This window comes from Pseudoalteromonas sp. M58, assembly GCF_042604605.1.
In the GTDB taxonomy this organism is placed as follows: domain Bacteria; phylum Pseudomonadota; class Gammaproteobacteria; order Enterobacterales; family Alteromonadaceae; genus Pseudoalteromonas; species Pseudoalteromonas tetraodonis.
In genome coordinates this window covers 3123524-3137770 of record NZ_CP152390.1, presented here as the reverse complement: position 1 = coordinate 3137770, position 14247 = coordinate 3123524, and the positions used below count along the sequence as shown (strand labels likewise).

At 41.1% G+C, this 14247-nt stretch carries 13 protein-coding genes; 6 read left to right on the top strand and 7 right to left on the bottom strand.

Annotated elements, in window-relative coordinates; translation table 11 throughout:
* Position 1: 1 nt before the first annotated feature.
* Positions 2 to 679, bottom strand: coding sequence for a ComF family protein (locus AAGD16_RS14450; protein ID WP_377112622.1), 678 nt, complete (start codon positions 677 to 679; stop codon positions 2 to 4).
* A gap of 74 nt (positions 680 to 753) precedes the next feature.
* Between AAGD16_RS14450 and bioH the strand changes: the two genes are divergently transcribed.
* The 3 genes from bioH (at position 754) to AAGD16_RS14435 (ending at position 2756) form a co-directional block, all read left to right on the top strand.
* A complete protein-coding gene (gene bioH, locus AAGD16_RS14445; RefSeq protein WP_036957092.1) occupies positions 754 to 1491 on the top strand; it encodes a pimeloyl-ACP methyl ester esterase BioH in 738 nt (245 codons plus the stop codon).
* Positions 1492 to 1583: 92 nt separating this feature from the next.
* Entirely contained in the window at positions 1584 to 1892 is a 309-nt protein-coding gene (locus AAGD16_RS14440) for a hypothetical protein (protein ID WP_008112879.1), read from the top strand.
* Positions 1893 to 1898: 6 nt separating this feature from the next.
* Positions 1899 to 2756, top strand: coding sequence for a putative metalloprotease CJM1_0395 family protein (locus AAGD16_RS14435; RefSeq protein WP_013466116.1), 858 nt, complete (start codon positions 1899 to 1901; stop codon positions 2754 to 2756).
* 66 nt (positions 2757 to 2822) lie between these two features.
* On the opposite strand, the gene AAGD16_RS14430 is transcribed toward AAGD16_RS14435, so the two are convergent.
* The 4 genes from AAGD16_RS14430 to greB form a co-directional block, all read right to left on the bottom strand.
* Entirely contained in the window at positions 2823 to 5147 is a 2325-nt protein-coding gene (locus tag AAGD16_RS14430; RefSeq protein ID WP_013466115.1) for a Tex family protein, read from the bottom strand.
* Between the two features lie 168 nt (positions 5148 to 5315).
* Positions 5316 to 5894 carry a CBS domain-containing protein gene (locus AAGD16_RS14425; protein ID WP_013466114.1) on the bottom strand — a complete coding sequence of 193 codons (579 nt, stop codon included), beginning with the start codon at positions 5892 to 5894 and terminating at the stop codon, positions 5316 to 5318.
* Between the two features lie 55 nt (positions 5895 to 5949).
* Positions 5950 to 6255: a hypothetical protein gene (locus tag AAGD16_RS14420; protein WP_377112615.1), complete on the bottom strand. Its 306-nt coding sequence runs from the start codon at positions 6253 to 6255 to the stop codon at positions 5950 to 5952.
* Between the two features lie 124 nt (positions 6256 to 6379).
* Positions 6380 to 6853, bottom strand: a complete 474-nt coding sequence (gene greB, locus AAGD16_RS14415; protein WP_024602196.1) for a transcription elongation factor GreB — start codon at positions 6851 to 6853, stop codon at positions 6380 to 6382.
* Positions 6854 to 7036: 183 nt separating this feature from the next.
* Between greB and ompR the strand changes: the two genes are divergently transcribed.
* Together ompR and envZ are read left to right on the top strand one after the other, a co-directional pair.
* Positions 7037 to 7756: a two-component system response regulator OmpR gene (gene ompR, locus AAGD16_RS14410; RefSeq protein WP_013466099.1), complete on the top strand. Its 720-nt coding sequence runs from the start codon at positions 7037 to 7039 to the stop codon at positions 7754 to 7756.
* 5 nt (positions 7757 to 7761) lie between these two features.
* Complete coding sequence (envZ, locus tag AAGD16_RS14405; protein ID WP_013466098.1) at positions 7762 to 9075, top strand: two-component system sensor histidine kinase EnvZ; 1314 nt, start codon at positions 7762 to 7764, stop codon at positions 9073 to 9075.
* Between the two features lie 41 nt (positions 9076 to 9116).
* Here the strand turns inward: envZ and AAGD16_RS14400 are convergent, their stop codons facing one another.
* Together AAGD16_RS14400 and speE are read right to left on the bottom strand one after the other, a co-directional pair.
* The gene (locus AAGD16_RS14400) at positions 9117 to 11159 is read right to left on the bottom strand and encodes a glycoside hydrolase family 97 protein (protein ID WP_377112609.1); all 2043 of its coding nucleotides are present in this window, start codon (positions 11157 to 11159) and stop codon (positions 9117 to 9119) included.
* Between the two features lie 139 nt (positions 11160 to 11298).
* Positions 11299 to 12162: a polyamine aminopropyltransferase gene (gene speE, locus AAGD16_RS14395; protein WP_377112606.1), complete on the bottom strand. Its 864-nt coding sequence runs from the start codon at positions 12160 to 12162 to the stop codon at positions 11299 to 11301.
* A gap of 199 nt (positions 12163 to 12361) precedes the next feature.
* Here speE and speA point away from each other — a divergent pair, with 199 nt between their 5' ends.
* Positions 12362 to 14242, top strand: a complete 1881-nt coding sequence (gene speA / locus AAGD16_RS14390; protein ID WP_013466095.1) for a biosynthetic arginine decarboxylase — start codon at positions 12362 to 12364, stop codon at positions 14240 to 14242.
* Positions 14243 to 14247 lie beyond the last annotated feature (5 nt).

Sequence of the window (14247 nt, the reverse complement as noted above, 5' to 3'; positions counted from 1 at the left end):
TCTAAAGTGGCGTTAAACAGGTCGTAAATGCCCAGACTTGTTTAGCGCCCGCTTCTTTTAGCGACAAGGTGGCTGCATTGAGTGTTGCACCTGTGGTCATAATATCATCAATAATGACCACCGTTTTACCCTCTAAATTGGCAGTACATGAAAAAGCCTGCTGTAAATTTTTTATCCGCTTTGTTTTGCTCAGTTGTGACTGTGCCGAGGTGTTTTTATTGCGTATTAAAACATTATTCAAGACCTTAAAGGATGACAAACAAGGCTGCCATACTTGGGTAACCTGATTAAATCCTCGACTAAAAAAACGCGACTTGTGCAAAGGTAAAATAATAAATACAGCAGCAGCTAAATGCTGTTTATTAGTAAAAATAGTAAGTTGTTTTTTGATGACTTGCTGCAGTGCTTTTTTGTAATGAATTTGATTATTAAATTTGAGTTGTTTTAGCCATAAATCAAAAGGGGGTTGATAAAAAGCGCAGGCAAATAGTTTCTCAAAGCTGCAGTTAGGAAACATTTCTACAATATCTGGGCGGTAAAATAAATTGTCATACTCAGCCAAATCTAGCAAAGGCAGGTCATCTAAACAAAACTGACATAGTCCCAGCGAGTTGTGTACCTGATTCTGACACAACACGCAATACGAGGGAAACAGCCAATCAGTTAGGTTAAGTTTCATTCGCTGATTCTCCTCATTACAAACTCCCCCTAAAACGCTATCATAGATTTAAGTTTGGTTAAGGTTAGGCAAATATGCAAAATGAATGTGTGTTGTTGCATGGTTGGGGAATGAACCAAGGCGTGTGGCAGTTAATAAAACCAGAATTAGAATTTTTATATTCTGGTAAGGTACGTTGTTTAGACTTACCTGGTTACGGTGATCATGATGTCTCTTTGGATCCGTATACTTTACATGATGCAGCTCAGCTGGTGAGTCAGCAATTAAAACCAAAATCTGTTTTGATGGGATGGTCTTTAGGCGGTTTGTTTGCCATTTATATTGCCAAACATTGGCCAGAAAAAGTGTCAAAAGTTATTTTAGTTGCCTCCACTCCTTTTTTTGTAGAGCAATTGCCCTGGGAAGGTATTAAACCTAAAGTGCTCACACAGTTTAAAGAACAGCTATTGCAAGAGCGTTCAAAAACGATAGAGCGCTTTTTGGCGATTCAAGCGATGGGCAGTGAGTCGGCGCGAGATGATGTAAAACAGCTAAAACAACTATTGAGTCAGTCACCGCCGCCGAGTAATCAAGCATTAAGTGTGGGGTTAGATATACTGCAAAGTGAAGACTTACGTGAATTATTTTCTCACTGTCCCGTCGCGATTAGTGGAATTTTTGGGCGTTTAGACTCTCTCGTTCCTTATCGAGCAATTGAAAAAATGGTCGCACTTAATTCTGACTTTGAGTACGAAGTAATAGACAAAGCATCACATGCGCCATTTATTTCTCATAAAAACGAATTTTTATCTGCCGTTAAATCAATGCTTTGAAGCAAAGCCATGAATACAGCGGTTTAAAGCTTTATTTTGCGTGATTTTTGAGCGATAATTAAACAATATTTATTTGCTGGAGGTTTATTATTATGCCGATTGGATCTGTATTTAATAGCGGTGTTGAAGGGTTTAATAGAGCCAGCCAAGGTATTGAAAAGGCCAGCGCTGAGATTAACCGTGCCAGCATAGAGCAGCAAGATGATTCTCAATTAGCGCAGCAACGTCAATTAACGGCTGCTCGCCCTGAAGAAGCCGTAACCGCGCCGGTATCCCAACCTGCACGAATTGATGATGCATTAGTAAACTTAAAAGTTGAAGAGTTTAATGCCAAGGCTAACACGCAATCAATTCAAACTGCAGATGATGTACTAGGCACTTTAGTTGATATTAAAGTGTAATTCCTCATGAATATCGTCACGCCGTTTCCGTCTATCAATATAAACACTGCAAATGTTTATACGGAGACTGCTCGGCGTGACAATCAGTTACGTGAAGTCATTCCCCCAGCCGCTGCAAACACCGCCGGTAGTACTGAAAACAAAGCTCAAAGTGATGCAGAAAAAGCCAAACTACCTGGTAACAGCGATAGTTCAACTTATACTGCAAGCGGCAAAATTGCAGACAACAAAATTATTGAACAACGCGAAGGCAATGCTGATAGTGATCAAGATGATGCCGAGCAAGAAAAACAGCAAGCTGCCGAAGAAGTTAGTGAGCAAGAAGAGCTTCAACTTGAGCAAGAACAGCAACAAATTAAAGAGCTCAAAGCTCGCGATACCGAAGTGCGAACCCACGAGCAAGCGCATGCGGCTGTTGGTGGACAATATGCCGGTTCACCCAGTTACGAATACCAAAGAGGCCCCGATGGCACTAATTATGCCGTAGGTGGTGAAGTACCGATTGATGTTGGGGTTATCAATGGCGATCCGCAAGCAACCATCGATAAAATGCAAACGGTACGTGCTGCTGCACTAGCACCAGCAGAACCCTCAGGTGCCGACAGAGCGATTGCGGCAGACGCCACACAGAAAATGGCTGCCGCACAAGCTGAGTTAGCTTCAGCTGATGACGAAGACAGCAGCGAAGATAAAAGTAGAGTCAGTGCGTCGTTTTCTAATAGTGAAAGTTCAGAAGTAAAAACCGCTAAAAGCGAAGAACAATCGCGTGATATTGAAGTTGAAGCGCGTGCAGGACGCATTGCTAGCTTTTATCAACTGGCGACATCACCCGCGATTCAGAGCGAATTTTCAGCGCAAATTTAGCTTATTTAAAATGCATAAAAAAAACCGCCTAGGCGGTTTTTTTTATTTTTAAATATATCGTTTAAATTACTTTTTCACTTTTGCGTTAGCAAAGGCGTCAGCAAAGGCATTCCCCATCATCGCATTGCCTGTATCGCGTTTAGGCTTAGGCGCTCGTGCTTGGTTGGTATTATTGCTGCGAGGCTTTTGCTGTGCCGCAGCAGCTGCTTTATTGCTGGTGTCTATGTCGTCATCTAGGCGCATAGTAAAACTAATGCGTTTACGGGCAGCATCGACTTCAACCACTTTTACTTTAACAATGTCACCTGCTTTAACCACTTCGCGTGGGTCTGAAATAAACTTGTTAGTAATAGCTGAAATATGTACGAGTCCATCTTGATGAACACCCACATCAACAAATGCACCAAAATTAGCAACGTTAGAAACCACACCTTCTAAAATCATACCAGGCTTAAGGTCACTAATTTTTTCAACACCGGCTTTAAACTCCGCGGTTTTGAATTCAGGACGTGGATCGCGACCTGGTTTATCAAGCTCGCTAATAATGTCAGTCACGGTTGGTAAGCCAAATTTATCGTCAATATAGTCGTTTGCAGCGAGTTTACTTAAAAATTCACTGTTACCAATTAAGTTATTTACGTCTACCTGATTATGTTCACAAATACGCTTAACGATTGGGTATGCTTCAGGGTGAACTGATGAGTTATCTAGCGGATCGCTGCCATTATTAATGCGTAAAAACCCGGCCGCTTGTTCGAATGCTTTTGGCCCTAAGCGTTCTACTTTTTTCAATTGACTACGTTTTGTAAATGACCCATTCGTGTCACGGTAGTTTACAATGTTTTGAGCCAACGTTTTGTTTAAGCCAGAAACACGTGCAAGCAAAGGCACTGAGGCCATATTTAAATCAACCCCAACACTGTTTACACAGTCTTCTACTACAGAAATTAGGCTTTGCCCAAGTTGGCTTTGTGATACATCGTGTTGATATTGGCCTACACCGATAGACTTAGGCTCTATTTTAACTAGTTCAGCTAATGGATCTTGGAGGCGACGTGCAATAGATACTGCACCGCGTAAAGATACATCTAAATCTGGGAACTCATTAGCGGCAAATTCAGACGCAGAATACACCGAAGCGCCGGCTTCACTGACCATAATTTTATTCAGTTTAAGCTCGGCATTGGCTTTGATAAGTTCGCCAACCAGTTTATCTGATTCGCGAGAAGCAGTGCCGTTACCAATCGCAATAAGCTCAACTTTATGTTGGCGGCATAATTGCTCGAGCGTACGCAGTGATTTATCCCAATGATTTTGCGGTGCATGTGGGAAGATTGTTTGTGTAGCGAGCAGTTTTCCTGTGCTATCGACTACCGCAATTTTACAACCAGTACGCAAGCCAGGATCTAAACCAAGTGTTGTGCGAGGGCCTGCAGGCGCTGCCATTAATAAATCTTTTAAATTTTTAGCAAATACGTCAATGGCACCGGTTTCGGCTTTTTCACGCATTGCGGCTAAAAACTCGTTTTCTAAGTGTAGCCCAAGCTTAATTTTCCATGCCCACTGCACCACAGTTAATAACCATGCACTAGCAGGTTTGTTTTTAATATCTAGGCGGTAATGATCACTGATCATTTGGGCACATAACTGGGCTGGATTTTCAGCACTTGGCTCAGGGTTAATCGTTAACTGTAAAATGCCTTCATTACGTGCTCTTAGCATGGCTAATGCACGGTGCGAGGGCACTTTTTTTAACGGCTCTTGATGTTCAAAGTAGTCTCTGTATTTAGCACCTGCTTGTTCTTGCCCGTCAATTAACTTACTCTCAATCGCCCCATTTTGACTAATATGGCTTCTAAACTTAGCGAGTAATTTAGCGTCTTCAGCAAAACGCTCCATTAGAATAAATTTGGCACCATCAAGGGCTGATTTTGTATCAATAATGGCTTTATCGGCATTAATATAGTGAGCAGCTTCAGCTTCTGGGTCGAGCATTGGGTCGTTAAATAACGCATTAGCAAGAGGTTCTAAACCGGCCTCAATAGCGATTTGACCTTTAGTGCGACGCTTTGCCTTATAAGGCAAGTATAAATCTTCAAGCTCGGTTTTACTTTGCGCTGCTTTTATATCAGCTGCTAATTCCCCGGTAAGCTTATTTTGAGATTCTATCGTCGATAGAATAAAGCCACGACGCTCTTCAAGTTCACGTAAATAAGATAAACGTTGTTCTAGAAGGCGTAGTTGGGTGTCATCTAATCCACCGGTCACTTCTTTTCTGTAACGGGCAATAAAGGGGACGGTTGCGCCTTCATCAAGTAACTTTGTTGCTGCAACCACTTGTTGCTGCTGTGCATTTAGCTCAGTTGCTAAACGTGCAGAGATATCGCTCATGCAAAAACCTTTTAATACAAAAAATAAGACCAGCTAAGAAGTTAACTGATGCGTCAATGTCTTGAATAATATCACAGGGGAAGGTAATAAAAAGCTCTTAAAGCAAGCTATTTTACTTGCTTTAAGATGCCATTACTGAGGTTGGAACTATACTAATAAAAAGCTGATTTAGTGAGGGTGCTCTATACTTTCGAGTACTTCACTAAATGTGTGCGCTATTGGACTAATATGAACAGGAATTTGCAGCTTACGTGCTATATCGCGTGCTGAAATTAAACCACTTATTTCATTATTAGCCGCAGTGACTAATAAAAACATAGCGCCATGATGTTCCATAGTTTGCAGTGCATCACCAATGCATGAGTAGCTTAAGCTTTTCATACTTACACCCATTAAATTACTTAGCGGTGTCATTAAATAGCGCAAGCTAATTTCACTACGAGGCAAGCCTAAACGCTGTGCTAAAATCATGATTTTTGAGCTTTGTAAATCAGCACTCGCCACTATACCTACTAGCTTTTGCTGCTCATCAGTTACCAAAATAAAATCAGAGCGTTGAGTCGTTAACTGTTTTGACGCTTGTTCAATTGTTGTATCAAACGATGCACGCATCGGGCTTGTATCAGTAAAACTAGTCACCACTTGTGTAGCAGGTGAAGTTAAATCAATGACAGCTTCATTAGTAAATGTATTCGCAATAGTGCCATGCGAAATATCTTGGGTACGGAGTTCTTTAAAGTTAGACATAATATCCACCTAATTAGTTATAAAATTTAATAATGTTTAAAAGCAAGTTATTAAACTAAATAACGGGTGGCGCTCGCGGGTGTGCATGGCTGTAAGGTGTGACTAAAAGGCTGCTTTCATAATGAAAGTAAAACGCTAAAGGAAGTGGTTGAATTTCTCTAAGCGCAATAACACCGACATGAGAGTCTATATCGGTGTCGAGGTTTGCTTGGTCAGGAGAATCGCAAACAATAAATTCAGCAGGTGTAAAACCAGCATCAATTTGCGTATTTTTGGGTATTGCATGCAATGTCAAACTTACACTCATGAAGAGTGTAAACAATAGGGCATGTTGTAATATGCGCGCTGTAATGTTTGACATAGTGACGACCTTAATTAACTACTCTCAAATTAATACATCATAACTTGAGTTATTTTAGTTATAGCTTACTCAGATAATATAAACAATAAAAAGTTAATATGATCTGAATCAAAACTAAGCAGTTTTATTTTTGGTAGGAAATATTATTTACATACCATTGCTTAGCACCTTGAGGGGTCATGACCTCAAAATCATCGTCTACTTGTTTTTTTAATAATGCTCGCGCCATCGGTGAGTCAATAGAAATGTAATCGTTGCGATCATAAATTTCATCGGGACCGACAATTCTAAACTTCTTACACTCCCCAGCCTCGTTTTCTATTTCAACCCAAGCACCAAAAAAAACTTTGCCGTCTTGCACGGGTGAGTAATCAACAATTTTTAAATCGGGGATGCGCTTACGTAGATAGCGCACTCGGCGGTCTATTTGGCGTAATAGACGCTTGTTATACTGATAGTCTGCATTTTCAGAGCGATCACCAAGGCTTGCAGCCCAACTCACAATTTTAGTGACTTCTGGGCGTTTTACATTCCAAAGATGGTCATGTTCTTGCTGAAGTTGTAAATAACCTTCGCGAGTAATTAAGTTTGTTTTCACGCCGTGTTCTTGTTTAATTTTCATGTGTGGCACGGTATTAAAATAAAGGCAGCTTGTCGAGATAAAATAGCCACCAATTGGTTTGAAATGTTCAGTAACAATCTAAGCACTTAATTAGTTTTTTATTATTAAGTTTTTCATTTATATTAACTATTAATAAATTATAAAAATAAGCAACAGATTATGGGACAAGAGACAGTAAAAGTATTAGTGGTTGATGACGATAAACGTTTGCGCAGTTTGCTTGAGCGCTATTTAGTAGAGCAAGGATTTATTGTTAGAACAGCCGCCGATTCACAGCAAATGGATAGGCTTATTGAGCGTGAAAACTTTCACTTAATGGTGCTTGATTTAATGCTGCCTGGAGAAGACGGGCTCTCTATTTGCAGACGGTTACGTCAAAAGGAAAACCAAATCCCAATTGTGATGTTGACCGCTAAAGGTGATGAAGTAGACCGCATTATTGGTTTGGAGCTCGGTGCTGACGATTATATTCCTAAACCGTTTAATCCACGTGAGTTACTTGCCCGCATAAAAGCAATTTTACGTCGCCAATCAAAAGAAGTGCCAGGGGCGCCCTCAGCAGAAGAGAATTTAATCAAGTTTGGTAAATTTACCTTAAATTTAGCCACACGAGAAATGAGCGAAGGGGATAATACCGTATCACTCACAAGTGGTGAATTTGCCGTATTAAAAGCGTTGGTATCTCACCCTCGAGAGCCGTTAAGTCGTGATAAATTAATGAACTTGGCAAGAGGTCGTGATTACAGTGCGCTAGAGCGTAGTATTGATGTGCAAGTGTCACGCCTTCGCCGTATGATTGAAGTGGATGCGGCTAACCCGCGTTATATTCAAACTGTATGGGGATTAGGTTATGTGTTTGTTCCTGATGGTGAAAAGTAATAATTATGGGGATGTTTCCACGTAGTGCGTTTGGGCAAACTGTTTTTTTAGTGGCAGCTTTGTTGCTGATTAACCAAATTGTATCCTACGTCACAGTAAGTTTATATGTTGTTAAACCCACCATTGAGCAAGTTAATTTGATGCTCGCTAAGCAAATTAAAACTGTATTTATTGACTGGGAAGATGGGGTTGAAGTAACCGATGAAGTTTCAGAAAAGTTTTTTGAAATAACCGGTATTGAGGTGATGACTCAGCGTGAAGCGATGCGCAATGGCTTAGGGCAAAGTCGTGAGTATTCAGGGCTATCGCGAAGTATGTCAGAGCAGTTGAATGGGTTTTCTCGGGTACGCATTAGTCAAACCGATCCACTTATTTATTGGGTGGAAGCCCCGCAAGCACCGGGCTATTGGGTTAAAGTTCCCTTAACCGGATTTAAAGAAAGTAATCTTGAATTTTTAACTTTTTACTTATCCAGTATAGGCTTTTTAAGTGTATTAGGCGGGTGGCTATTTGCAAGACATTTGAACCGACCATTAAAAGCACTGCAACAAGCGGCAATAAAAGTAGGCGTTGGTGATTTTAGTACTAAGTTACAAGAACAAGGCTCAAGTGAAGTTATTGAGGTAACGCGGGCTTTTAACCAAATGTCGCGAGGTATTGCAGCCCTTGAAAATGATCGTCGATTACTCATGGCCGGTGTCTCTCACGACTTACGCACACCGCTTACCCGTATACGCTTAGCCACAGAAATGATGGTTGATGAAGATGATTATTTACGCGAAGGTATTATTTACGACATTGAAGATATGAATGGCATTATTGATCAGTTTATTGAATATTTACGCCATCATAAACGTGAAGAACAAAGCTATGAAGATATCAATGCGTTGGTAGCCGAAGTCGTACAAAGTGAATTAAAGCATCAACGTGTTATCACGTTTGAAAGCAATCCTAACCTAGGTAATATTCCCATCAGCTCAGTGGCTATTAAGCGAGTAGTGACGAATATGATCGAAAATGCACTGCGTTACTCGCAAGGGGATATTGAGGTGCAAAGTTATTTTAATAGCAATAAAAAGTACGTCATTATTGCGGTTAACGATAATGGCCCAGGTATTCCTGAGAGTGAATTAGAATCAGTGTTCGAACCATTTAAGCAAGGTGACGCTGCACGAGGCAGTGAAGGCAGTGGTTTAGGCTTAGCTATTATTAAACGCATTATAGACATGCATAATGGCAAGGTTGTGCTCTCTAATCGCCCTGAAGGTGGTTTAAGTGCGCAAATATATTTGCCAGTTAAAGTGGTTAATCAAAACTAAGTAAAGCTATCCGCCGTTATATGCGGATAGCTTTAACCATTTTATAGTGCTTTAAAACGAATGGCTGTACCACCACTGGTGGCCAATTTTAGTGTGAGTTTATCATTTGCGGTAACAGTGCGTTTTTCGATTTTTAAATCGTAAGGGTTGTTCTTCCACTCTGCCTTATCACCATCTTTGTAGATTTGCGCTTCAAACTGTTTATCTTTATCTAAGAAGTCGAGTTTAACCTCAATAGTGCGGGCGTTTTCATCAGTTACAGCGCCTAAGTACCAGTCATTACCAGTGTACTGATCGCGTTTACGTTCTTTACGTGCAAATACAATAAAGTCGCCTACTTCTCCATCAAGCGCAATACTTTGTTGCCAATCGGTCGGTACGTCTTGAATAAATTGAAAAGCATCGGGCTTAGCTAAATAATTTTTAGGTAAATCAGCCGCCATTTGAATTGGGCTGTACATTACAACATAAAGTGCTAATTGCTTTGCAAGTGTTGTTTGCGGACGGTTTGTATCGCCACCTAAGCCATTAAAACTCATGTCAAAAATACCCGGTGTAAAGTCCATTGGGCCTGCAAGCATACGCGTAAAAGCAAGCATTGGAATGTGCTCTGGTGGGTTGGGTGGCGTGCCCCATGCGTTAAATTCTTGGCCGCGAGCGCCTTCACGAGCAATCCAATTAGGGTAAGTTCGGCGAAGGCCGGTGTCTTTTATTGGCTCATGAGTATTAATACTTATTTTATGTTTTGCAGCTAGCTTAACGTTGTATAAGTACTCATTAACCATAAATTGGCCGTCATGCCACTCAAAACGGGCAATGCCGTTTTCATCAATGCGTTTAATATTGCCACCATCGGCCACATAACCGGTTTTAATTTGGCTTACATTTGATTGCTCGTAAAGCGCAAAAGCGTCTTCCATTTGATTACGATAATTTGTTACGTTACCTGAGGTTTCATGGTGGCCAATTAACTGCACCCCTTTTTGCTTACCGTAGCGGGTAAGCTCCTCAATATCAAAGTCATCATATGCTTGGGTAAAGCTAAATACATCGCCATTAAAAAACCAGTCGCCATCCCAACCGGTGTTCCAACCTTCCACTAATACACCATCAAAGCCGTATTTTGCGGCAAAGTCCATGTAGTATTTAGTATTTTTTGTGGTAGCACCGTGTTTTTCGCCACTACCCCAAGTATTCTCATTGATGTGCATGCCCCACCAAATACCTACGTATTTGCCTGGTTTAACCCAGGACACATCACCGAGCTTATTTGGCTCATTTAGATTTAAAATAATATCTGAATTAACTAAGTCTACCGCATGTTCGCCAATTTGAATGGTGCGCCAAGGCGTATTAAATGCACCGTGCTTTTTGACTGCTATACCATCTGACCATGGCGTTAAATCGGCGCTAAAAGTGCCTGGGCGACGTTGGTTAAGCACCATGCCCGCATAATCGACTAGGGCTGCTTCATGAATACTGACATGCACGCCGTTGCCATTTTTAAAAGTAAAAGGGGTGTGAGCGAGTGCAGCATCTTGTAAGGCTGTGGTGTTGTAGACATATTCGTAACGATTCCAACCGCGAGCAGGTATCCACCATGCAGTGGCTTTATCGGCACCGGCGATGGCAAACTCGGTCAGCTCTTTAGTAATTTCTGTTTTTTCAAAACCGGCTTGTTTAGGGACTTCATAGCGAAATCCCACACCGCTATCAAAGGCTTTAAATCGCACTGTGTATGTGCCACCGTGGGGTGCGGGTTTATTAAAGGTAACGGCAATTTCATTGTGCTTGTCGACAACGGTTTGACGCTCACCCCAAGGCTGTTGCCATTGGCTATCTGTTTGTGAGTGGGTTACTTCACTAATAACAAAACCTTCATCAAATGGCGCTTGGCTTTTAAATCTAAAACCTAAATGTGACTGCGCAATAACAGGTTTACCATTAAAGCTAATAGAATAGTAAGGAGATGAAGATTGATCAGATATGGTGATTTTAATTTTTTGATCAGGCGATTCCAGCATGGCTTCTTTTGCAAAAGCGCTGCTTGAAAGTAAAGCAACTAGCAGTAAAGGTAATCTCATTGTGTGTCCTTTATGTCAAATTGTAGACTATGAGCATAAAGTGAAGGTGGGGTTATTACGAGATGACTGCAAACGTATTCAATGTAATTAAACACATAAAAAAGGGCTCTAGCGAGCCCTGTTTTGTATTTATAACTTATTATTTTTTATCAAAAGCGCGTTTCATGTAATTAGGTGTTGCGAGTGCACCGTGATGAATGCCGCCATTGTAGTATTCACTATACTGTGCAATTATTGCTGCGCCGTCTTCTCTAAAGCCATTAAATGCCTCAGATTTGCGAGCTAGCGTCACTGACCATAACCCACTTGGGTAAATAGGTTGTGGGAATGGGAGTGTTTGTAAATCGTTAAAACCAACACTTAGCATAGCTTCGCGCATTTCAACCAACAGTGGCAGATGCATTAATGGCGATTCACTTTGTTGTACCAGTATTCCACCAGGGCGAAGTGCGTTTAAACAGCTAGTATAAAACGCATGGTTAAATAAACCTTCACCTGGGCCTACCGGATCAGTACCATCAACAATCACTACATCAATAGACTCACCAGCTGCTTCGCGCATGTATTTAATGCCATCGTCAAACATCACAGTAGCACGTGGGTCGTTATTTGATTCACATAACTCTGGAAAGTACTTTAACGACATTTGGGTAACCACTTCGTCAATATCGATTTGTGTAACAGTTTCTACACTTGGATGCTTGAGCACTTCACGTAATGTACCGCAATCGCCGCCACCAATAATAACTACGTTTTTTGGGTTTGGATGCGCCAGTAATGCTGGGTGGCTGATCATTTCGTGGTAAAAAAAGTTTTCACGGCTACTTACCATAGTACAACCATCAATGATCATTAAATTACCAAAGTCTGTGGTTTCAAACATTTCTACTTTTTGAAAAGGAGACTGTTTTTCATCTAACTTTTTGTTAATACGTAATGAAAATGCGCTGCCATCGCGGTCGCTAATTTCAGTAAACCACTTACTTTGATCTAAATTTGCCATAGTTGTTGTTACACTTTTGGTTGAGTATGAAAAAAAGGAGGCAATTCTGCCAGTGCTTGGCCTATTGCTCAATCAAATTTTACTCTCTTTAGCGAATAAAGTTAGTTATAAAGAGGGGAAAGTTCAATTTTTGTTAGCTTAGCAGATAGTGACGTATTAAAATGCCCCTTTACACCTAATTTAATAAAGAAGAGTTGCCATGACTTGGGGTTTAGAAACAGCACGTGCTACATACAATGTTGCTCATTGGAGCGATGGTTATTTTGATATTAACGCACAAGGTGAGTTGATAGCCTATCCGGATGGCGACCAAACAAAACCTGCCATTTCTTTAAGTCAGCTTACTGAGCAATTTAAGCAGCAAGGGTTAACATTGCCCGTACTGGTGCGCTTTACTGATATTTTAAAAAATCGTGTAGATACGCTCACCAATGCCTTTACTCAAGCGCGCACTAACCGCGAATATAACGGCAAATACACCTGTGTTTATCCTATCAAAGTAAACCAACAGCGCTCTGTTGTGAGTAAGTTATTAGCTCACCCAAGTGGCCTAGTGGGACTTGAAGCTGGTTCTAAGCCTGAACTAATGGCCATTTTAGGGGTGGCGAAAGAGCCTATTACTATTGTATGTAACGGCTACAAAGACAGCGAGTTTTTACGTTTAGCCTGTATTGGTCAAGCAATGGGACACAGCGTTAAAATTGTGGTTGAAAAACTCTCAGAGCTAACCACATTGCTTGAAGAAATTGATAATTTAGGCATTGAACCGGCTATTGGAATTCGTATTCGCTTAAATTCGGTTGGCAAAGGTAAATGGCAAAATACCGGTGGTGAAAAAGGTAAGTTTGGTTTAACCGCAGGACAAGTACTCAGTGCAGTGGAAGTACTTAAGCAACATAGCAAGTTGCATTTAATGCAAATGGTGCATTTTCATATTGGTTCTCAAATCGCCAATATTCGTGATATCCATCGTGCCTTGCGCGAATGTGCTCGCCATTTTGCTGAATTAACTCAATACGGTGTACCGCTAAATACGGTTGATGTGGGTGGCGGGCTTGGCGTTGACTACGAAGGCTCAGGCTCACGCAGTGCCTGCTCAATGAACTACACAGTCGAAGAGTACGCGCGTAATGTAGTGAATGCATTTGCCGATGTGTGCGATCAGCATAACTTAACGCACCCTGCGATTATTACCGAATCTGGCCGTGCATTAACGGCTCATCATGCAGTGTTGATCACCGATGTCATTGATGTAGAAAAAGCACCGAATCATTTAAACCCAGAACCGCCATTGGAAAACAGCGCATTAGTGCTAGATGAAATGTGGCAATGCTTACAACGTTTGAACCCACGTATGGCACTTGAAATATATCATGATGCTATGCACTTATTTAGCGAAGCACACGATCAATACGTGCATGGTTTAGTGAGCATGCTAGAGTGGGCGAAAATAGAGCAGCTTTACTTTACGATTTTACACCGAGTTCGTGCATCGTTAAGCGTTAACGCACGTGCTCATCGCGAAGTGCTGGATGATTTAAACGAAAAGCTAGCCGATAAACTGTTTGTGAATTTTTCATTGTTTCAGTCATTACCTGATGTATGGGGTATTCAGCAGTTATTTCCGGTCATGCCCATCGAAAACCTAACGCAGCCGCTTACTCAGCGCGCGATTATCCAAGACATTACTTGTGATTCTGACGGGCAAATACGTGAGTACGTTGAAGGTGCAGGTATTGAAACTAGTTTACCTATCCCTGAATATACACAAGGTCAGCAGTATCATATTGCCATGTTTATGGTGGGGGCATACCAAGAGATTTTAGGTGACTTACATAACCTATTTGGTGATACCGACTCAGTCCATGTTGAGCTTAATGAGCAAGGATATGTATTAACCAATGCCATCAAAGGTGACAGCGTTAAGGATGTATTAAAATTTGTTGATTATGATAGCGAGTTATTAGCTGATAACTTTGCCACTCAAATTAATAAACTTGATGTATCAGAACACTGTAAAGAAGGGTACCTAGCCGAGCTCAATGCAGGGCTTGAGGGCTACACCTATTTTGAAGATTAATTTAG

What these genes read in the sequence shown, in the direction of transcription:
- AAGD16_RS14420 (WP_377112615.1), bottom strand. Translation starts at nt 6,255, where the DNA reads ATGTCAAACATTACAGCGCGCATATTACAACATGCCCTATTGTTTACA.
- AAGD16_RS14425 (WP_013466114.1), bottom strand. Translation starts at nt 5,894, where the DNA reads ATGTCTAACTTTAAAGAACTCCGTACCCAAGATATTTCGCATGGCACT.
- AAGD16_RS14440 (WP_008112879.1), top strand. Translation starts at nt 1,584, where the DNA reads ATGCCGATTGGATCTGTATTTAATAGCGGTGTTGAAGGGTTTAATAGA.
- AAGD16_RS14450 (WP_377112622.1), bottom strand. Translation starts at nt 679, where the DNA reads ATGAAACTTAACCTAACTGATTGGCTGTTTCCCTCGTATTGCGTGTTG.
- bioH (WP_036957092.1), top strand. Translation starts at nt 754, where the DNA reads ATGCAAAATGAATGTGTGTTGTTGCATGGTTGGGGAATGAACCAAGGC.
- envZ (WP_013466098.1), top strand. Translation starts at nt 7,762, where the DNA reads ATGGGGATGTTTCCACGTAGTGCGTTTGGGCAAACTGTTTTTTTAGTG.
- ompR (WP_013466099.1), top strand. Translation starts at nt 7,037, where the DNA reads ATGGGACAAGAGACAGTAAAAGTATTAGTGGTTGATGACGATAAACGT.
- AAGD16_RS14430 (WP_013466115.1), bottom strand. Translation starts at nt 5,147, where the DNA reads ATGAGCGATATCTCTGCACGTTTAGCAACTGAGCTAAATGCACAGCAG.
- AAGD16_RS14435 (WP_013466116.1), top strand. Translation starts at nt 1,899, where the DNA reads ATGAATATCGTCACGCCGTTTCCGTCTATCAATATAAACACTGCAAAT.
- speA (WP_013466095.1), top strand. Translation starts at nt 12,362, where the DNA reads ATGACTTGGGGTTTAGAAACAGCACGTGCTACATACAATGTTGCTCAT.
- AAGD16_RS14400 (WP_377112609.1), bottom strand. Translation starts at nt 11,159, where the DNA reads ATGAGATTACCTTTACTGCTAGTTGCTTTACTTTCAAGCAGCGCTTTT.
- speE (WP_377112606.1), bottom strand. Translation starts at nt 12,162, where the DNA reads ATGGCAAATTTAGATCAAAGTAAGTGGTTTACTGAAATTAGCGACCGC.